Source organism: Microlunatus sp. GCM10028923 (assembly GCF_042666975.1).
In the GTDB taxonomy this organism is placed as follows: domain Bacteria; phylum Actinomycetota; class Actinomycetes; order Propionibacteriales; family Propionibacteriaceae; genus Microlunatus.
The window spans coordinates 366,556-384,622 of sequence record NZ_JBHTFF010000004.1 but is presented as its reverse complement, the minus strand read 5'-3'; the positions used below and the strand labels follow the sequence as shown (position 1 = coordinate 384,622).

17 protein-coding genes are annotated in these 18,067 nt (G+C 70.9%); 6 read left to right on the top strand and 11 right to left on the bottom strand.

The window, feature by feature from the left end; genetic code table 11:
* Window positions 1-2: 2 nt before the first annotated feature.
* The 4 genes from ACFQU4_RS12040 to ACFQU4_RS12025 form a co-directional block, all read right to left on the bottom strand.
* The gene (locus ACFQU4_RS12040; RefSeq protein ID WP_377491613.1) at window positions 3-1,994 is read right to left on the bottom strand and encodes a glycoside hydrolase family 127 protein; all 1,992 of its coding nucleotides are present in this window, start codon (window positions 1,992-1,994) and stop codon (window positions 3-5) included.
* Window positions 1,988-3,241: a four-carbon acid sugar kinase family protein gene (locus tag ACFQU4_RS12035; protein WP_377491610.1), complete on the bottom strand. Its 1,254-nt coding sequence runs from the start codon at window positions 3,239-3,241 to the stop codon at window positions 1,988-1,990. Before ACFQU4_RS12035 ends, ACFQU4_RS12040 begins: the two co-directional genes overlap by 7 nt.
* 22 nt (window positions 3,242-3,263) lie before the next feature.
* Complete coding sequence (locus ACFQU4_RS12030; protein ID WP_377491607.1) at window positions 3,264-4,511, bottom strand: RuBisCO large subunit C-terminal-like domain-containing protein; 1,248 nt, start codon at window positions 4,509-4,511, stop codon at window positions 3,264-3,266.
* Between the two features lie 109 nt (window positions 4,512-4,620).
* Window positions 4,621-6,063, bottom strand: a complete 1,443-nt coding sequence (locus tag ACFQU4_RS12025; protein ID WP_377491604.1) for a M81 family metallopeptidase — start codon at window positions 6,061-6,063, stop codon at window positions 4,621-4,623.
* Between the two features lie 94 nt (window positions 6,064-6,157).
* On the opposite strand from ACFQU4_RS12025, the gene ACFQU4_RS12020 reads away from it, so the two are divergent.
* Together ACFQU4_RS12020 and ACFQU4_RS12015 are read left to right on the top strand one after the other, a co-directional pair.
* On the top strand, window positions 6,158-7,438 hold the full coding sequence (locus ACFQU4_RS12020) for an aspartate aminotransferase family protein (RefSeq protein WP_377491601.1): 1,281 nt from the start codon (window positions 6,158-6,160) through the stop codon (window positions 7,436-7,438).
* 11 nt (window positions 7,439-7,449) lie between these two features.
* Complete coding sequence (locus tag ACFQU4_RS12015; protein ID WP_377491598.1) at window positions 7,450-8,187, top strand: glycerophosphodiester phosphodiesterase; 738 nt, start codon at window positions 7,450-7,452, stop codon at window positions 8,185-8,187.
* Here the strand turns inward: ACFQU4_RS12015 and ACFQU4_RS12010 are convergent.
* The 4 genes from ACFQU4_RS12010 to ACFQU4_RS11995 are packed head-to-tail and all read right to left on the bottom strand — an operon-like array spanning window position 8,172 to window position 11,419.
* A complete protein-coding gene (locus tag ACFQU4_RS12010) occupies window positions 8,172-8,927 on the bottom strand; it encodes a class I SAM-dependent methyltransferase (protein WP_377491595.1) in 756 nt (251 codons plus the stop codon). The genes ACFQU4_RS12015 and ACFQU4_RS12010 overlap by 16 nt on opposite strands.
* Before the next feature lie 46 nt (window positions 8,928-8,973).
* Window positions 8,974-9,735 carry an SDR family NAD(P)-dependent oxidoreductase gene (locus tag ACFQU4_RS12005; RefSeq protein WP_377491592.1) on the bottom strand — a complete coding sequence of 254 codons (762 nt, stop codon included), beginning with the start codon at window positions 9,733-9,735 and terminating at the stop codon, window positions 8,974-8,976.
* Window positions 9,732-10,643, bottom strand: a complete 912-nt coding sequence (locus tag ACFQU4_RS12000) for an SMP-30/gluconolactonase/LRE family protein (RefSeq protein ID WP_377491588.1) — start codon at window positions 10,641-10,643, stop codon at window positions 9,732-9,734. Before ACFQU4_RS12000 ends, ACFQU4_RS12005 begins: the two co-directional genes overlap by 4 nt.
* Before the next feature lie 2 nt (window positions 10,644-10,645).
* Window positions 10,646-11,419: a 6-phosphogluconolactonase gene (locus ACFQU4_RS11995; RefSeq protein ID WP_377491585.1), complete on the bottom strand. Its 774-nt coding sequence runs from the start codon at window positions 11,417-11,419 to the stop codon at window positions 10,646-10,648.
* Window positions 11,420-11,597: 178 nt separating this feature from the next.
* Here ACFQU4_RS11995 and ACFQU4_RS11990 point away from each other — a divergent pair, with 178 nt between their 5' ends.
* From ACFQU4_RS11990 to ACFQU4_RS11980, 3 genes are all read left to right on the top strand, one after another.
* Window positions 11,598-12,842, top strand: coding sequence for an AGE family epimerase/isomerase (locus ACFQU4_RS11990; RefSeq protein ID WP_377491582.1), 1,245 nt, complete (start codon window positions 11,598-11,600; stop codon window positions 12,840-12,842).
* Window positions 12,843-12,964: 122 nt separating this feature from the next.
* Entirely contained in the window at window positions 12,965-13,960 is a 996-nt protein-coding gene (locus tag ACFQU4_RS11985; RefSeq protein ID WP_377491579.1) for a hypothetical protein, read from the top strand.
* Window positions 13,961-13,962: 2 nt separating this feature from the next.
* On the top strand, window positions 13,963-14,748 hold the full coding sequence (locus ACFQU4_RS11980) for a hypothetical protein (protein ID WP_377491576.1): 786 nt from the start codon (window positions 13,963-13,965) through the stop codon (window positions 14,746-14,748).
* Window positions 14,749-14,766: 18 nt separating this feature from the next.
* Here the strand turns inward: ACFQU4_RS11980 and ACFQU4_RS11975 are convergent, their stop codons facing one another.
* Complete coding sequence (locus ACFQU4_RS11975) at window positions 14,767-15,867, bottom strand: N-acetylmuramoyl-L-alanine amidase (RefSeq protein WP_377491573.1); 1,101 nt, start codon at window positions 15,865-15,867, stop codon at window positions 14,767-14,769.
* A gap of 72 nt (window positions 15,868-15,939) precedes the next feature.
* On the opposite strand from ACFQU4_RS11975, the gene ACFQU4_RS11970 reads away from it, so the two are divergent.
* Window positions 15,940-16,791, top strand: coding sequence for an ABC transporter permease (locus ACFQU4_RS11970; RefSeq protein WP_377491570.1), 852 nt, complete (start codon window positions 15,940-15,942; stop codon window positions 16,789-16,791).
* A gap of 22 nt (window positions 16,792-16,813) precedes the next feature.
* Here ACFQU4_RS11970 and ACFQU4_RS11965 read toward each other — a convergent pair whose 3' ends face one another.
* Window positions 16,814-17,236 carry a hypothetical protein gene (locus tag ACFQU4_RS11965; RefSeq protein WP_377491567.1) on the bottom strand — a complete coding sequence of 141 codons (423 nt, stop codon included), beginning with the start codon at window positions 17,234-17,236 and terminating at the stop codon, window positions 16,814-16,816.
* 7 nt (window positions 17,237-17,243) lie between these two features.
* Complete coding sequence (locus ACFQU4_RS11960; RefSeq protein WP_377491564.1) at window positions 17,244-18,053, bottom strand: DNA/RNA non-specific endonuclease; 810 nt, start codon at window positions 18,051-18,053, stop codon at window positions 17,244-17,246.
* Window positions 18,054-18,067: the final 14 nt, after the last annotated feature.

The following is an 18,067-nucleotide window of genomic DNA, read 5'->3' as shown; positions in this document are numbered from 1 at the left end:
GACTACCAGGACAGGGCGTTCCAGACCGACATCTCGCCCGGGCCCCGGTTGCCCCAGAGCCCGTACGGGACCAGTCGGACCGGCAGTGGTTCCGGATCGGCCGGCACCAGCTCCCCGTACAGGGAACCGGGCTGCACCTGGTCGGGCCGGCGCAACGCCGTCGCGGCGAGCAGGACGTGCCCGGCGAAGATCCCGGTCCCGGCCTCCTCGGACCAGGCGACGGTACGGGGCAGCAGCACCGACTCGATCCCGACCGAGGGCGGCAGGTCGGCGCCCTCCAGGCAGTAGACGACCGGCCCGCGGACCACCGCGACCTGGCCGGCCGCCTCCTCGACGAAGTGGTGCGCGGTGATCATCCGGGGCCGCAGCGGGATCCGTACCGTGATCGTCGCGGCGTCCCAGACACGATCGATCACCAGATAGCCGTCGCGCGCCGGGTCCGTGACCGGAGTGCCGTCCACTTCGGCCGTCGTTCCCGGAGCCCAGCCGGGGACCCGGAGCCGGATCGCGCCGCGCACCGGACGCTCGGCCGCGACGGTGATCGTCACCGTGCCGTCGGCCGGATAGGCGGTCTGCTGGTGCAGCGTCACCGGCACCCCGTCGAGGGTCGCCGCTGCGTGGCCGGTCAGGTACTGGTGCACCCAGATCTCGTTGTCTGCTTGCGAATACGCGTAGTAGGGCAGCTCGGCGATGAACCGGGCGATGTTCGGAGGGCAGCAGAAGCAGTGGTTCATGTACTCCTGCCGGGCCCGCCGGTCGGACGGCGGGACCACGGTGCCGCCGGGGTCGCCGGCCCTCCGCAGCGGGTACGGCAGCCCGCGCACCTGGCGCAGCGGATTGGTGTAGAAGTAGCTCTTCCCGTCGGCGCCGATCATGGCCGGCAGGGCGTTGTAGATCACCCGCTCGATCTCGTCGGCGAACCGGCCCTCGCCGGTCAGCAGCAGCATCCGCCAGGCCAGCATCAGGTAGCCGAGCGAGGCGCAGGACTCGTTGTAGGCCGTCGTCTGCGGCAGTTGGTACGGACGCCCGTAGGCCTGGTGCGTCTTGGTGATCATCGGGTAGTCCTGGCCGGCGTCCGGCGAGGCCCCGTCGTAGAGCGCGCCGCAACCGCCGGTCAGGTACAGCTTGCTGGCGACCAGGTCGTCCCAGATCGCGTGCAGCGCGGTGATCAACTCCGGGTCGCCGGTCTCCAGGGCGACATCGGCCATCCCGGCGTAGAGGTAGTTGGCGCGGACCGCGTGGCCGACGGCCTTGCGCTGCTCCCGTACCGGAAGGACGTCCTGGTTGTCGTCGCCACCGTCGCGGCCCTTGCCGCCGTGCAGGTCGAGCAGCCGCTCGGCCAGCGCCAGATACTGCTCGTCCCCGGTGGTCCGGTAGAGCTCGATCACGCCCATGTAGTGCGACGGGCAGGTGTTGCAGCGGGCGATCGCGGCGGGGTCCTCGTCGCAGGTCTTCTGCAGGTAGCCGGCGACCTTGATCGCCAACCGCAGGTAGTCGTCCCGGCCGGTGACCCGGTGGTGGATGCAGGCGAGGTTGATCAGGTGGCCGGCGTTGTAGGTTTCGAAGTCCATCGTCTCGGCCAGCGGCCGCACGGCCGGGTCGGACTGTTGCGCGACCGTGGTCTTGGTCTGCAGGTAGCCGTCGGGCTGTTGCGCGGCGGCGATCGCGGCGGCGCCCAGGTCCAGCCACTTCTCCAGCCGAGGGTCGCCGGTCTCGGCCAGGATCGCGGTGGCCGCCTCCAGCCACTTGTAGAAGTCGCCGTCCATGAACGGCGGGCCCTGCCGGTCGCCGTCCGCGGTGCCGGCGGCGATCAGGAAGTTCTGGTACGCATGGGAGACCGCCGGGTCGAACATGATCGAACCCATGGTCGGGATGGTGATCTCGACCGCGCGCTCGCGCAGCCGGGCCAGCGGCGCCTCGCCCTGGAGGGAGCAGGCCGCCGGCGGCAGCGAGGTCATCAGCGCGTGCCGGCTGGTGCGGGTGTCGGTCAGCATGAGGCGTGCGGCCTTCCCTGTCGTACGTCTTCGAACACGTCGGCGGTGCCCATCTGGCCGCCCTTCAAGATCACCTCGAACGACCCGGTGCCGAGCGAGGCGCGGCAGAACGCGAGGTTGCCCCAGGGCTCCGCCTCGATGATCAACTCCCGGACGCCGAGCCGGCGCAACAGGCTGCCGGAGGTGTCGCCGCCGCAACTCAGTAGCCGGGTCTCCGGCACCGCGTCGAGGCAGGCCGCAGCCACTTCCGCCAGCCGGTCGGGGACCCGGTCCGACGCCTCGACACCGTCCCGGGACAGGGTGTGCACGACCACCGGAACGCCGGACCGGTGCAGGTCGACGGCCCGCTCGGAAACCCCGTCCTGGAACAGATCCAGCTCCCGCCAGCCGGCCGCCACCGCGACCCGGAGCTGGTCCCTGGTGCGCGGCGACGCACTCCCGCTGAGCGCGAGCGTGCGGTCGGTCGCGGGGGACACCTGGCTGGGCTTCGACTGGCTCAGCCCGCGTGCCTCCGATCCCACGGCCCGCCCGATGCCCAGGCTCAGCCCGCCGGAACCGATCATGAACCGCGGCTGCGCGGGGTCGGCCAGGACGGCGCGCGCCACCAGTTCCAGGTGATCATCGGTGAGCGCGTCGCAGATCACGGCCGCGTCGGCGCCGGAGTTGATCAAGGTGGACAGCCGGTCCGGGTCGGCGTACTCGGTCCAGGGCACCGACCCGACCGAGAGCCAGGTCTGCCGGCCGATCAGCCGGGCCAGGTCCGCCTCGGCGATCGGAGTGACCGGGTGCCGGGCCATGATCGGGTGCCGGTCCAGCCGGTGCACCCGCTCGCCGTCGGAGGCGAAGTGCTGCCCGAAGACCGTGTACCGGCCGAAGTCCGGCTGGGCGAAGATCATCGGCACCGGCCGCGGCGGGAACAACTGCCGGGCGATCTCCAGCACCCGGCCCAGGCTGCCGATCTCCGGTGAGGAGTCCGCCGTCGAACAGGCCTTGTACTGCACCACCCGCGGCCCGAGGTCCCGCAACCGGACCAACGCGGGTGCCACCTCCGTGGCGAGGTCGTCGGCGGGCAGCGAGCGGGAGATCCCGGCGATGCCGATCACGTCCCGGCCGGCCAGCCCGGCGCCGTCCGACGGGTCGCCGTCCGGGCCGGTCAGCAGGACCCCGTCCAACCCGGCCCGCCGGTACTGCAGCAGCGCGTCGACCGACCCGGTGAAGTCGTCCCCGTAGAACCCCACCTGGGTCATGGGCGCAACCTCGCGGCCGGCATCAGCGGCGTCCGAACGTCTCGAGGGCGGTGGCCAGGTCGGCGTCCCGGCCGGCCCGTTGATCAAGGTCCTCGCCGGTCAGTGCGGCGTCCCAGGCCGAGCGCATCGCCCGGACGCCGGCCCCCGGCCCGGCCGGGTGACCGTGGATGCCGCCGCCGGCGAGCACCAGCAGGTCGGCGGTCCCGACCATCCCGTACGTCGCGGGCGCCAGGCCGGGCGACTGGCCGGAGGACAGCACCGGCAGGGTCTGGTAACCGCCGAACAGCGGCGCCCGGACCGCCGCGATCGAGGTCACGACCTGATCATCGGTCTCGTAGAACTTGTTGGAGATCCCGTTGGTGTGCAGGTGATCCGCGCCGGCGAGCCGGGCCAGCTTCTGGAACGCGACGAAGTCGAGCCCGAGCTGCGGCGAGCGGGACAGCGCGCCGAACATCGCCCGGTGGCCGTGGATCGGCAACTCGCAGCGTTCCCGGAGATACTGCAGTCCGGCCAGCCCGACGGTGGTCACGCAGATCATCACGCAGCGGCCCCCGGCGTCCCGGACAAGATCATGGTTCGAGGCTAGCCGGGAGATGTCGTCGGTGATGTTGAAGGCATACATCGGCAGCCGCCCGGTCCGGTCGGCCACCCGCTGCAGCGCGTCGGTGACCACGGCGACCCGTTCGGCCAGCGGCAGGTGCGGCGGGTTGCCCTGCAGCTCGTCGTCCTTGATGAAGTCGATCCCGGCCTCGGCAAGCTCGGTCACCAGCGCGGCGAGCTCGTCGGCGCCGAGCCCGACGCTGGGCTTGACGATGGTGCCGATCATCGGCCCGTCCGGGCGGTCCATCAGCTTGCGGGTGCCGTCCACCCCGAACGCGGGGCCGGGGTAGGCCTCGGCGAAGGCGCCCGGGAGGTCGAGGTCGACCAGCCGGAGCGCGCCGACCTCGCGCAGCTCGAACAGGTTGCCGGCCACCGCCGCGAGCAGGTTGGGCAGCGACGGGCCGAAGTTCCGCAGCGGGAAGTCGATCATGACCCGGCCGCGGCGGGCCCGGGACCAGTCACCGGCCGCACCGGGCAGCGGCGGCCGGCCGCTCGGCGGCAGTTCCTCGATCGCGGCGACCGTCGCGCGGTGCCGGAGCTTCAGCTCCGCGGTCTCCCGGGCGACCGCGACGAACGTCCCGCTCGACTGCTCGCCGGCCATCACCTCGGCCGCCTGCTCGAGCGGCAGCGCCGTTTCGATCTCGTAGATCGCCCGCACCAGCTCTGTCACCTGAGTTCGACCTCCGCCGACTGTACATGCACACTCGCATTTTCATGCATAACGCTAGCAGGAAGCAAGTACCCGGACCGGAACACCGGTCCGAGCGTGACTCCAGGGCTCAGTGGCTGAGCGGGAGCCGGGAGAGGTCGGCGTCGCACGGGCCCGGCGTGGCGGCGTCGACGAAGCGAGTGGCCAAGGGTGACCAGCCGGCCCGGATCGCGGCCGCGCCCTTCAGCAGCGCGATCCGGTACGCGCTCGGGTCGAGACCCATCGAGCGGAACAGCTCCGGGTCGTTCGGCTGGATCGGGGTGGACTGCAGGACGACATCGATCGAGCCGATCCTGATCACCGCCGCGTCGCCCATCCCGACCCGGGCGCCGGTGGCCATCGGCCCGGTGTTCACGAACCGGCCGTCGGTGAGGGCGTGCACGGTCGCGGCCGTCCGGACCGGAGCCCCCGAACTCGGGCCGGCCCGGCCGCCGAGCTCCAGTTGGAGGGTTGCGCCGACGCCGGCCCGGTGCGCGGCGGCGGCCGCTTCGGGATCCCACAGGGTGCCGATCATGGGGACGTCGGGATGATCAAGGGCGATCCGGAGCAGCCAGGTGCCGTCGCCGGGCGAGCCGCCGTTGATGTTGTCGCCGGTGTCGGCGATCGCCACCAGCCCTTGGCCGGTCAGGGCGTCGGCGAAGGCCTCGGCCGGTGCCGGCAGTTTCCGGGCGAACTCGGTGATCAGCGGCTCGGCGTACGCGGCGAGGTCGGTGACCGCCGCCTCGGCCAGCTCCCGGGACCGTACGTCGGCCGTCGCGGAGAAGCCCATCCCGAGCCGGGGCACGTCCGCGTACGCGTAGCCGGCATGCACGGTGACGTCGAGCAGGCCGTACTCCGACTCCAGGGCCCGGGCCCGGTTCATGATCAGCCGCAGCGGCCGGTCGGCCGTTGCCTGGCTGGACGGGATGGCTCGGCAGGGGAGTCCGCGATGGGCCCTGGTCAGGGTGATGCCCTCGCGCAGCACCCGGCCCATGATCAACGCGGCGTCCCGGCCGCGGTCGAACGTGTCGACGTGCGGGTTGGTTCGGTAGCCGATCAGCGCGTCCAGCTCGGCCAGCCGGCCGGTCCGGACGTTGGCGTGCAGGTCGGTGACCGCGATGATCGGGCGGTCGCCGAGGCGGTTCCGGAGCAGGGTGACGATCGTCTGCTCGGCATCGGAGTAGCGGTCGGCGACCAGGGCTCCGTGGAGTTCGAGCAGCACGCCGTCGATCGCGCCGGCCCGATCGAGCTCGGTCCGGATGCCGTCGATGATCACGTCCATGGCCTCGGCGGTGACCGGGCCGGACGGCGTGGCGTACGCGCCGAAGACGCCGACCACGTCCAGTCCCGCCTCGGTGGCCCCGGCCAGGAATCCGCCGCCGACGGTACGGGTGCCGGCGAACTCCTCGACCCAGGCCGAGCCCCGCAGCAGCCCCCGGCGGCGGAACGCGGCCAGGTCGGTGGGCAGCGGCGAATAGGTGTTGGTCTCGTGGAAGACGCCGATCGCGGCGATCCGTGGGCGAGGCTGGTTCACGGTCCGTCCTTTGTTCCAGGTGCTGGTAGGGTAACACCGCCAACAGAAACCCTAATCCCACTGAATGAAATCAGTCGGCTGGACATCGAGGCGGATGATCATGAACTCGCGGAGCGAAACCAGGAGCCGGGAGCTGCGCGCCCGGGCGGTCGGCCTGACCCCCGGCGGCGTGCACTCGAACGTCCGGATGACCAGCCCCTCGATCTTCTTCGACCGCGGCAAGGGCGCCTGGCTGTGGGACGCGGACGGCAACGATTATGTCGACTACCTGCTGGGTCAGGGGCCGAACTTCCTCGGCCACGCGCACGACGAGGTGATCACCGCGGTCGAGTCGGCGATGCGTCGCGGCGGGGTGTTCGGCTCCCAGCACGTGCTCGAGAACGAGGCCGGCGAGATCTTCCTGGACAGCATCGGCTGGGCCGAGCGGGTCCGCTTCGGCGTCTCCGGTACGGAAGCCGACCAGGCCGCGCTGCGGCTGGCCCGGGCCGCGACCGGGCGGACCCGGTTCGTCCGGTTCGAGGGGCACTACCACGGCTGGCTGGACAACGTGTTGATCAAGACCGTCGACGGCGTCACCGGCCCGGCCAGCGACGGTCAGCTGGCGCACCACCTGGACGACTCGATCGTGCTCGGCTTCAACGACCCGGCCGCGCTGGCCGAGGCGTTCGACCGGCACGGCGACGAGATCGCCGCCGTGATCCTGGAACCGATGATGTGCAACAGCGGCGCGATCCCGCCCGAGGCGGGTTACCTGCAGCGGGTGCGCGAACTGTGCACCGAGCACGGCGCCGTGTTGATCTTCGACGAGGTGATCACCGGGTTCCGGTTGGCGCTCGGCGGCGCCGCGGAGCGGTTCGGGGTGACGCCGGACCTCGCCGTTTACGGCAAGGCGATGGCCGGCGGCTGGCCGGTGTCGGCGCTGGCGGGGCGGGCCGACCTGATGGACCGGTTCGCCGCCGGGGTGAACCACTCCGGCACCTTCAACTCCTCGGTGCCGGCCTGTGCCGCCGTCACCGCGGCGCTGACCGTGCTGCGCCGGGAGTCGCCGTACTCACAGATCGAGGAGCACGGCGCCCGGCTGATCGACGGCATTCGCAAGCTCGGTGTCGATCATGAGCTTCCGTTGCGGGTGCAGGGACTGCCGATGGCGTTCCATGTCGGGTTCGGCGACCCGGAGCCGGTCCGGGACGCCGCGGGCCTGGCCCGGCTGGACCTGCAGCGTTACGCGGACCTGGTGCCGGTGCTCGTCGATCATGGAATCTGGGTCGCGCCGCGCGGCATCTGGTACGTGTCGGCGGCACACGGGGACTCGGAGCTGGGTGCCGTCCTGGAACGCCTCGACGCCGCCCTCGGCGCAGCCGGAGGTGCCCGGTAGACTCGTCGACCATGATCATCGCGGGCCATCGCGGGGCGATGGCGCATCATCCCGAGAACAGCCTGGAATCCTTTGCCGCGGCCGAAGCCGCCGGGGCCGACGAGATCGAACTGGACGTCCGGCGGACCCGGGACGGCGTACTGATCGTGCTGCACGACGCGACGCTGGACCGGGTCGCGCTGGACTCGAGCGGGCACGGAATGCCGCCGGTGGCCGAGCTGACGTACGACGAGGTCAGCGCGATCATGCTCGACTCCGGGAGGCCGGTGCTCACCCTCGAGGAGGCGTACCGGGCGACCAAGATCACGCTGCAGGTGGAGCTCAAGGACCCGGGCTGTGTCGAGGCCCTGGCGGCGTTCTTCGATGATCATCCGGATCGTGCGGCGCGGACGATCTTCACCAGCTTCCACGCCGACGCGCTGGAACGGGCCAAGGAGCTGATCCCCGGGATCCCGCGCGGCATCATCGTCTTCGGCCACCCGAGCGCCGAGGAGTATCCGGAGGGGATCCCGGCGCTGCTCCGGCGCACCGGCTCCGACATCTTCCACTGCGGTTGGCCCGGGCTGACCCGCGAGGTCGTCGACGCGATGCACGCCGACGGCCACCCGGTCCGCGGCTGGCCGATGCGCGACCGGGAGGACCTGGAACGCGCGATCGCCCTCGGCATCGACGGCACCACCAGCGACGATCCGGCCCTGGCCCGCTCCTGGTACGAAGAGCTGACCGGCGTCGGTCACGGACGGCGGTAGACGCTGACGTGCAGGGTGCTGTCGGCGACGAACGGATCCCGGTTCCAGCCGGCCCAGCGCTCGCTCAGCCGTAGCCCGGCGAGCCGCGCCATCAGGTCCAGTTCGCTCGGCCAGGCCAGTCGGTAGACCCCGGTGCCCGAGGTGATCCCGGTGCCCGAGATCCGGACCAGGTTCTCCAGGAAGACCTGGGTGGACGGGTCGTAGCGGCAGACGTTGAGACCGACTCCCTCGTGCCCGATCCAGCGCGGCCGGACGTACTCGTGCTCGTCGGTCCAGGTGCTCGGGACGGTGGTCTCGATGACGAACGCGCCATCGTCGGTGAGGTGCCGGGCGGCGTTCTCGAAGCAGCGGATCTGGTCGTCCTGCGTCCGCAGGTTGAAGATCGTGTTGTAGACGACGTACACGAGCGAGTACGTGCCCGTCATCCGCACCGAGGTCATGTCCCCGAGCGCGACGTCCAGCTCTGCGCCGCCCGGCTCGGTCCGCAACCGGTCGATCGCTCCCTCGTGCAGATCGACGCCCGCAACCTCGATCCCGCGCCCGGCCAGCGGCAGGGCGATCCGGCCGTCGCCGATCCCGAACTCCAGTGCGCGGCCGCTGCCGGCCAGGTCGGCCAGGAAGTCGCAGGCGGCGTCCTCGTCGCCGCGCAGCCAGGCGTATCCGCTGTCTTCGCCTCTGATCGCCGTGTCGGCGTCGGACCGGTCGGAGCGGGGCCGGAACGTCCTCGGGTCGGATCCCATACCCGCCAAGATCCCCGCCGGCAAAGGTGAGGTCAACCGATTTGTGTCAGCGGAGGACCCAGCCGCCGTCGACGGTGATGATCTGTCCGGTGACGAAGGCACTGTCGTCGCCGGCCAGGAACAGGAAGGCGCCGGCAAGATCATCGGAGTAGCCGCGCCGCTGCAGGGCCTGGTGCGGCAGGATCCGTTCGGCGGCGACGGACTCGTCCGGCGTCCACCGGACCTCGTTCTCGGTACGGATCGCGCCGGGCATGATCGCGTTCACCCGGATCCCGTCCGGGCCGATCTCGCGGGCCAGGGTGCGGACCAGCCCGATGATCGCGGCCTTGCTGGTGGTGTAGTCCATCGCGCCGACCATGCCGAGGTCGACCATGATCGACGTCAGGGCGATGAACGAGCCGTGGCCGGAGTCGCGCAGGTACGGGTGGGCGTGCTTGGCCAGCAGGAAGGTGCCGCGGACGTTGACCGCCTGGGTGAGGTCCCACTGCTCGACGGTGATCTCCTGCCACGGCCGGTGCGTCTCGTACGCGGCGTTGGCGACGACGACGTCCAGTCCGCCCCAGCGGGCCGCCGACTCCTCGACGAGCCGCTCGACGGCGGCCGGGTCGGCAAGATCGGCAGGCAACGCAACGGCGGCGTCGCCGAGCTCGGCGGCGACGGCCTCCGCCTCGGCGGTCCGGTCCGGGTGCGGCTGGTGCGCGATGATCACCTTGGCGCCCTCGGCCGCGAAGCGCCGGGCGGTCGCCGCACCGATGCCCCGGGACGCCCCGGTGATCAGTGCGACCCGGTCGGCGAGCTTCCCGCTCATGCGCCGGATCCGGTCGCTGCGGGCAGCGTGATCATGGGACGCAGCCGGCCCGGGTACGGCGAGCGGGCGGTGAACAGGCGCCCGGCCAGCGGGTCCGCCGCCGAGTCGGCCTCGGAGAATCCCTCCCGGGCACTGGTGATCAACACGTCGCGGCCGTCCGGCCCGCCGAGCTCGACGCTGGTGGTCTGTGGAGTCGGGATCGTGATCACGACGTCGACGGTACCGTCCGGCGTGTAGCGGCGCACCTGCCCGGCCCCGTAGAGCGCGACCCAGAGCCCGCCGGCCTGGTCCGCCGCCAGCCCGTCCGGCAGCCCGTCCGCGGCCGGAATCTCGAACGCGACGGCGGACTCGCTGACCGAGCCCGATGTCGGGTCGACCCGGTGCCGCAGGATCGCGTGGCCGAACGTGTCGGCGTGGAACAGTTCGGTCCCGTCGGCCGACCACACCATGCCGTTGGACAGGGTGATCCCGCCGGCCTGCCGGCTGCTGACCCCGTCCAGGTCGACCTTGATCAACGCGCCGGCACCGGCGGTCCGGGCCGGCTCGATGCTGCCGATCCACAGGCGGCCCGCGGCGTCCGCGGTACCGTCGTTGACCAGCCACCCGTCGGGCACGTCGACCGCGCCGTACCGGTCCAGCCGCCAGCCGCGGTCATGATCACGACGGGCCGCGAACAGCGACGTGCCCTGCACCACCAGGGCTGCTCCCGCGCCGTCCGGCTGGACCAGCGAGGTGCGGCCGCCGTCCATGATCACGGGCTCGGCGGCGCCGCCCGGGCGTCGGGTCCAGACGTGCCCGGGGTCGGCGTCGACCCACCACCAGGTCGCACCGTCCCAGCGGGCGCTCTCGCCGAGCACCGTACGCGGTCCGGCCGACTCGTCCACCGGCTCGGCGGTGATCGTGGTCATGATCAGCTTCGGTCCGGCGTCAGTCTCGACGCCGCGCCCGCGTCGAGGTAGAGCGACGCCTGCCGGTGGGTGCGCAGCACGCTGGCCGGGCAGTCGGTGGTCAGCGGGCCCTCCAGCGCTGCCCGTACCGCTTCGGCCTTGTGCGCACCGATCACCGTCGCGACCATGGCCGCGGCGCCGGTCAGTGCGGGCACGGTCAGCGTGAGCGCGAACTCCGGGACGTCCTCGATGGTCTCGAAGAGTTCGTCGTCGACCTGCTGCTTGCGGGACACGTCGTCCAGCCGGATCCGCCGGACCAGCCGGGTGTCGGCGAAGTCGGTGTCGCCGGGCTCGTTGAACGCGATGTGGCCGTTCACGCCAATGCCGAGGCAGGTGACGTCGATCGGCGCCTCGGCCAGCAGGCCCGTGTAGCGGGCGATCTCGGCGTCCGGGTCGGCGGTGGCGTCGATCCGCTGCAGCCCGGGCCGTGCAGCCTCCGGCAGCCGATCGGACAGCCACTGGCCGAATCCCTGCGGGTGATCCGGGGCCAGCCCGAGGTAGTCGTCCATGTGGAACGAACGGACCGTGGTCCAGCCGATCCGGGCGTCGGCACTCAGGTGCGCCAGCATCGCCTCCTGGGACGGGGCGCTGGCGAAGATCACCCGCGCCGCGCCGGACCGCTGCTGGGCCGCGACGATCAGGTCGGCGGCCGCCGCGGCAGCCCGCCGCCCGGCCTCGTCCTCGGTCGGCTCGATCACAACGGCCCCGGCCAGCGGGCGAGAATCGGCGAGGTCCATCAGGCAGTCCCCTTTCAAAGAGAAACGCTCCTGTCCGTTCACGGAGCGGAGCGGGGCTTCAAAGGGGATCGACCCCTTGCCCAATCTATTGCAATCGGTTGCAGTAGACAGTAGCGTGTGGCCCGTTCCGGGTCAACGACGGTCCCGTCTTGTGGGGCACCAGGGGAGGGCGGAGTGGATGGCTGACGGAGCCGACGACCGGGTCGTGGAGATCAAGATCACGGCGCGGCAGCAGCTGGAACAGGTGATCCTGCCCTTCTGGCTGGACCGCGGGATCGACCACGAGTACGGCGGCTTCCACACCTGCTTCGACAACCGCGGCCGGAACCGGACCGGGACGGACAAGTTCACCTGGTCCCAGGGCCGGTTCGTCTGGCTGCTCGCGCACGCCGCCGAACGGGTCGACGCGGGGGAGCTGACCGGGTCAGTGGAGGACCTGCTCGACTGGGCCCGGCGGGGCGCCCGGTTCGTCGCCGAGCAGGCGATCCGGCCGGACGGGACCTGCTGGTACGCCACCACGCGGGACGGCCGGCCGCTCGCCGAGAGCCGCGGCGGCGGCCAGCCTGACCGCAGCGTCTACGCCGACTGCTTCGCCGTGCTCGGCCTGGCCGAGCTGGCCCGGGTGGAGCGGGACCGGTCCTGGCTCGACCTGGCCGACCCGGTGCTGCGCCGGGCCCGGGCCGACATCCTGGCCGGTACGGCACCGACGCCGCCGTACCCGATTCCGGCCGGGCACACCGCCTACGGCCCGAAGATGATCTTGGTCAACGTCCTGCTCGCCGCGGCCCAGGCCGACCTGGCCCTCGGCGGCGACGGTCCGTACCGGGGCTGGCTGGCCGAGGCGCTGGAGTTGATGATCACGCACCGGCTGCCGGACGGTACGTTCGCCGAGCTGCTGCCGGCCTCGGGCGACACGCTGCTGGGCCGGCATCGGGTGCCCGGCCACGCCATCGAGGGGACCTGGATGGCGCTGGCCGCGATGGACCTGCTCGATGATCATCGGCACCGGGATTCCTTGCTGGAAGGGATTCCGGCGCTCTGTGCGTCCGCCTGGGACCCGGAGCACGGCGGCCTGCTCCGCTATGTCGACGCGGAGGCGCCGGACCGGCCTCAGGGGACCGACGGTGGCAGCCCGTACGAGCAGGGACTGGTGAACACCTGGGACACCAAGCTCTGGTGGGTGCATTCCGAGACCGCGGCGACGACCATGATCGCCACCCGCGGGTACGGTCACGCCGAGTCCCGGGACTGGCTGCTCCGGGTCTGGGACTACCTGATCGCGACGTTCCCCGGCGGCGACGACGGCGAGGAGTGGATCCAGATCCGCGACCGGGCCGGCCGGCCGCTGGACCAGGTGGTCGCGCTGCCGGTCAAGGATCCGTTCCACGTCACCCGCAACCTGATGCAGCTGCTGACCGCCTGATTTCGGTCCCAATTAAGGGCCATCCTCTATCGGGATTCTGGACGTCCGGAGCTCTTGTGGCGGAGGTCACTGCCGCCTTACGATCACTGCATCCCAAGCCGGAATCGTGCTGGAGGTGCCGAATGATCATGCGTCCGAGCCACTACCTCCGCCGGATCGGCCGGACCTGCGGGGCACTGTTGTTGCTGGTCGTGCTCGTGGTCGCCGGCGGTCCGACGCCAGCCCAGGCCGACACCGGGCTGACCCGCCTCACCTGGTCGGCCAACCTCGGCCGGATCGCCAACGTCGGGCCCTGGGTCCGCAACGTGAACTACTCGATGACCCCGAGCACGCCGACCAGCGGCCGGGTCGCCGGGACCTTCGCCCAGTACGACCCGACCGTCGCGGGCGTGAAGACCGTGATCGGTTACGCCGGCCCGTGCAACGGGGTCGAGCGCTGCCCGATCTTCACCGCGACCGCATCCCGGTCGGGCACTTGGCAGGGCAACTACGCCTTCACCGGGACCGACAACACCGGGCGGTTGGTGATCACCTGGGACAGCGGCATGACCGAGACCTGGGACCTGACCCAGCTGCGCAGCGGGACGCTCGGCCAGATGTCCCTGGTCTCCGCGGCCTGGGACGGCAGCGACCCGAACGGCGGCATCGGCTACGGATCGAAGCAGCCGTTCAGCTACTACAAGACGATGGGCATGGTCGACTCGGTCGCCGACCTCTACTACGGCACCACCGACTACGTCGTCGAAGGCTCGACGGCCCAGTACGGCCAGGCGTGGAACCTCAACGTCGGCGCTATGAACGGGAGCACGACGTACCCCAAGGGCCTTTATCTGCTGCAGAGCCCGAACACCAGCTACCCGGCCTGCCGGGATGATCTTGAGTACATCAAGGGCACCATCTACATGATGTGGGTGACCAACGCCGGGCGCCTGATGCCGCAGAACAACTGGCGCCGTTGTCTGGTCCAGGCCGAGACCGGCGCCTACACCCAGGACCTGCACGTGGCGATGCTGAACCAGGTGATCGACGACAGCAAGAACCTGGTCGGTGTGGTCGGCGTCGAGTCGTCGGCGTCCGGCGGCTGGACCCTCGCCCGGGTGCGTGCACTAAAGTCGTGATCATGGACCCGGAAGTACGGATCGCCACCCTGCCAGCATTTCCGGACCAGCCCAACGAGGACCTCGCACTCGCGCGGGACGGCGTCGTCGTGCTGCTCGACGGCGCCGGGATCGCGAAACACCTCAGCACGGGCTGCCGGCACGGCGTCTACTGGTACGTCAGCCGGCTCGGCCCGGCCCTGCTCGACCGGGCGTCCGATCCGGCGACGCCGCTCGCGGAGGCGCTCCGGCTGGCGATCTTGGACGTCCGGCCGCAGCACGGCGGCGACTGCGATCTCGATCACCCGAACTCGCCGTCCGCGACGGTGATCGTCACCCGGCTCACCGACCGGCTGGAGTCGCTGGTGCTGGCCGACTCGACCTTGATCGTCAACACCCCGGACGGCCTGACCGCGTTCACTGACGACCGGCTGGACAAGCTGGTCACCCGGCTCTACGGCGAGGGTCACATCCCGGTGCCGGGCTGGATGAACCCCTACCGGAACCGGCCCGGCGGCTTCTGGGTCGCCGGCGCCGATCCGGCCGCCGCGGCGGAGGCGCTGGTCCGGACCTGGCCACGGGACCAGGTCAGCGCCTTCGCGCTGCTCTCCGACGGCGCGGCCCGCGGCGTCGACCTGTTCCATGATCAGGAATGGCCGGCGGTGCTCGCCACGCTCGCCGGCGAAGGGCCGGAGGCCGTGCTGAACCAGGTCCGGGAGCTCGAGGCCGCCGACGCGGACGGGTCACGCCGGCCCCGGCGGAAGGTCAACGACGACGCGACGATCGCCTACGTCGAGCTGAGCTCCTAGGCCGGCGGCACGCTCGGATCAGCGGAACGACTCCCGGACGATCCCGCCGACCAGCGCGCACCAGGTCGACGGCGACATCACGCCGTCGGCCGGCAGCCGGTGCAGCCGCTGCAGCTTGCGTACCGCGACCTCGGTGACGCTGTCGAAGGTCCCGGTCACCGTCGTCCCGAATCCCTTGGTGGCAAGCATGGTCTGGATCGCCGAGACGGCCGGGCCGGCGTCGCCGAGCCGTACCGGCACCGGCTCGGTCAGCGACCGCCAGGTGGGCGGCGTCAGTGTCGCGTCGATGTCGACCGGGAGCTGGTTGCGGGCCTGCCAGTCCTGCACCGCCGCGACCGTCTCCGGGCCGAACGCCCCGTCCGGCTTCAACGGATAGCCCTGCACGTTGAGCAGGTACTGCACGGTGATCACCGACGGGCTGTTGACGAACCGCCACAGATCCGGCCAGCGTCGCTCCTCGTCCATCGTCGACTCGCCCAGTTCGCGGGCGATCTTGCGGCGGAGCTTCGGGAAGATCCCGTAGAAGGCGATGCCGGGGCACTGCGTGTGCCGGAAGTCCCAATGACCGAAGATGTCCCAGGCGTGCAGCCCGTACTGCTCGCAGACGGCGACGCAGAGCCGGACCAGCGACTCCTGCAGCGCGTCCGGCGGCAGCTCGGTGATGTAGGTGCCTTCGTTCTCGATCCCGATCGCCCGGCCGTTCTCGCCCGGGCAGTGGGCCGAGATCACCTGGTTGCCGCCGGTGTCGAGCTGGGCGAGGCTGCCGTGCCGGCCCTCGAGCACGTACCCGCCACGGCTGATCGTGAAGTGCTGACCGGTGTCCGACCAGCCGTTGCCGTCCATGTGCAGGTTCTGGCAGTCCTTGGCCAGCTTGACCGCCTGCTCCCGCGAGTAGTCCGTGACGTTCGGGAAGGCCATGTGGTGCAGGATGATCTTGTTCGTCGCGATGGCGCTCAGCGGTAGCGCGCCGGACGGCGGCCGGGCACCCCAGCCGTCGCAGTCGATGATCCAGGGGAAGGTGGGACTGGGCGCGGCGTGGGCCGTTGCCGCGGATCCTCCGATGACGGCGGTGGCGGCGATCCCGAGTCCACCCTTCAGCACGGCACGACGAGTCCGCATGGTGCTCCCTCCGTTGGGCTGCGCCGATCGTACGACGAGCGACCGCGCTTTGTCGCCGGTTACGCTGATCATGTGGTGGCACCCAACGAGACCCGACCGGAGATCGGCGCGGCGACGGCGGCGTTGCCGCTGCGCGCCGAGTTGCGCCGGCAACTGGGTCGGCGGCGCACCATCGGCATCCTGGCCGTGCTGCTCGCGCTGCCGCTGGTGCTGATCGGCGCCTTCGCGCTCGGCGGTCCGTCCGACGGGACGGCGCCGACCTTCGTCGACCTGGCCCAGTACAGCGGCCCGAACCTGACCGTCTTCGCCCTGTACGCCGCGACCGGCTTCCTGTTGATCATCGTGGTGGCGCTGTTCTTCGGCGACGCGGTGCCCTCCGAGGCGGCCTGGGGGACGCTCCGCTACCTGCTCATCGCCCCGGTGCCGCGGGCCCGGCTGCTCGGCAGCAAGCTGATCATCGCCGGGCTGTCGGCCGTCGCGGCCATGATCATCCTGCCGGTCTGGACCCTGCTGGTCGGCGGCTTCGCGTACGGCTGGGACGCCTATCTCTCGCCGACCGGTGATCAACTCGGGCTCGGCGAGTTCCTGCTCCGGCTGCCGCTCGTCATCATCTATCTGATCCTCAACCTCGCCGTGGTCGGCGCGCTGGCGTTCGCGTTCGGGGTGCTCACCGACGCCCCGCTGGCCGCGGTCGGCGGTGCGGTCATGGTCATGATCGTCTCGGCGATCCTCGACTCGATCCCGGCCCTGGGCCCGATCGCCGACGGCCTGCCCGGCCACTTCGCGTTCGCCTGGGCCACCGCGCTCGCCCCGACCATCGACTTCTCCCGGATGGCCACCGGCGCGCTCTGGTCGATCGGCTACGCGATCATCGGCTTCGGCTTCGCCTTCTGGTGGTTCCTCCGCAAGGACATCACCAGCTGAGCCTGCCCGCGGGACGGTTTCGTCAGGCCTGCTTCGCCGGATGCCAGTCGGGAAGGTGTTCAGGGTCGCGCGGATACCGCTTCTGATCACGCATCAGGAGATCGATGATCGGCTCCGTCCCTTCGTCCTCCGGGTCGTACGGCTTGCCGTCGTAGTCGAAGTCGGAGTTGATCTGCCCGTCCGGGGTGATGGTCAGCGTCGCGCGGTACCAGGTGCCGGTGTGCTCGGCGTACATCATCGTCCGAAGGTTCTCGGCCGAGTCGACGGCGTCCCCGTCGATGCTCAGGTACCGCGGAACACCGCCGACGGTCGCCGCGCCGCTGACACTGGTCATCGGGCCGAGCCCGGTCATGGTGACCGTGATCGACTCCCAGCCCGCCGGCGGATCGGCGATGGCCGAGCGTCCGATCGCGGTCAGCAACGGCCCGATGTCATTGAGCGCCATGATCTCTTCAGACCTCCTCGTTCCTGATCTTGATGTTCGCGCCGCCGATGACAGTGCCCGCGGCGTCCCGAATCTCGTAGTGCACCCTGATGATGTCAGGTCGGTGACTGTCACCGGCATAGTCGAACCGCACCTCGACCTCGGCGCTGCCGTTGGCAGCGATGGTCCTGGACCACAGGTTCTCCAAGACCTTGTAGGCCGAGAGATTGACCTTACTGCCGTGCATCGGGATGAGATTGATGAGGTCGCCTGGACCTTTGAAGATCCGGGCGAAGATGTGTCCTGCATGGTCCCCGGGTAGCCGGCCCGGTACGTCCTTCTGGGCACCGCTGTCACGCGGATGCCCGGGGTCGCGTTCGTCGAGGGTGGCCGTGGCCTTGACGACGCGCCGGTGCTCATCGGTCTCGTACCGAAATCTTCCGTCCACGAGAAGCGTCGAGCTCGGCGGCGGGGACGCCAGCCTGTCCTTGTCCGACGGACTCCGCGTCGAGAGGTTGATCACCGGGGAGGTGGTCGGCGGCCGTGACGTTGCGGGCCCGGGCGGCGCCGAAGCTGACCCGCCGCCAGCGGCTCCGTCTGCCCAGGCGTCGCTCGCGCGTGCGACCTCGTGGAGTGCCTCCACCACCAGCGCACAGCAGCGAAGGGCCTCGTGGAAGTGTGCGGCGAGCTGAGCCTGATGGCCGCCCAGGTGGTGTTCGAGTTCGGCGACCTGACGTTCCGTCCGAACGATCCACTCCCGGAGTTGATCACTGGTCATGCGCGACATCGAAGCCACGGCTCGCATGCCGTCAGCGATCTGCTCCAGGTCTGATGCCATTCGCTCCCACTTCG

What these genes read in the sequence shown, in the direction of transcription:
- ACFQU4_RS11990 (WP_377491582.1), top strand. Translation starts at nt 11,598, where the DNA reads ATGGCTGACGGAGCCGACGACCGGGTCGTGGAGATCAAGATCACGGCG.
- ACFQU4_RS12020 (WP_377491601.1), top strand. Translation starts at nt 6,158, where the DNA reads ATGATCATGAACTCGCGGAGCGAAACCAGGAGCCGGGAGCTGCGCGCC.
- ACFQU4_RS11985 (WP_377491579.1), top strand. Translation starts at nt 12,965, where the DNA reads ATGATCATGCGTCCGAGCCACTACCTCCGCCGGATCGGCCGGACCTGC.
- ACFQU4_RS12005 (WP_377491592.1), bottom strand. Translation starts at nt 9,735, where the DNA reads ATGAGCGGGAAGCTCGCCGACCGGGTCGCACTGATCACCGGGGCGTCC.
- ACFQU4_RS11960 (WP_377491564.1), bottom strand. Translation starts at nt 18,053, where the DNA reads ATGGCATCAGACCTGGAGCAGATCGCTGACGGCATGCGAGCCGTGGCT.
- ACFQU4_RS12015 (WP_377491598.1), top strand. Translation starts at nt 7,450, where the DNA reads ATGATCATCGCGGGCCATCGCGGGGCGATGGCGCATCATCCCGAGAAC.
- ACFQU4_RS11995 (WP_377491585.1), bottom strand. Translation starts at nt 11,419, where the DNA reads ATGGACCTCGCCGATTCTCGCCCGCTGGCCGGGGCCGTTGTGATCGAG.
- ACFQU4_RS12010 (WP_377491595.1), bottom strand. Translation starts at nt 8,927, where the DNA reads ATGGGATCCGACCCGAGGACGTTCCGGCCCCGCTCCGACCGGTCCGAC.
- ACFQU4_RS12000 (WP_377491588.1), bottom strand. Translation starts at nt 10,643, where the DNA reads ATGACCACGATCACCGCCGAGCCGGTGGACGAGTCGGCCGGACCGCGT.
- ACFQU4_RS12035 (WP_377491610.1), bottom strand. Translation starts at nt 3,241, where the DNA reads ATGACCCAGGTGGGGTTCTACGGGGACGACTTCACCGGGTCGGTCGAC.
- ACFQU4_RS11965 (WP_377491567.1), bottom strand. Translation starts at nt 17,236, where the DNA reads ATGGCGCTCAATGACATCGGGCCGTTGCTGACCGCGATCGGACGCTCG.
- ACFQU4_RS12040 (WP_377491613.1), bottom strand. Translation starts at nt 1,994, where the DNA reads ATGCTGACCGACACCCGCACCAGCCGGCACGCGCTGATGACCTCGCTG.
- ACFQU4_RS11980 (WP_377491576.1), top strand. Translation starts at nt 13,963, where the DNA reads ATGGACCCGGAAGTACGGATCGCCACCCTGCCAGCATTTCCGGACCAG.
- ACFQU4_RS11975 (WP_377491573.1), bottom strand. Translation starts at nt 15,867, where the DNA reads ATGCGGACTCGTCGTGCCGTGCTGAAGGGTGGACTCGGGATCGCCGCC.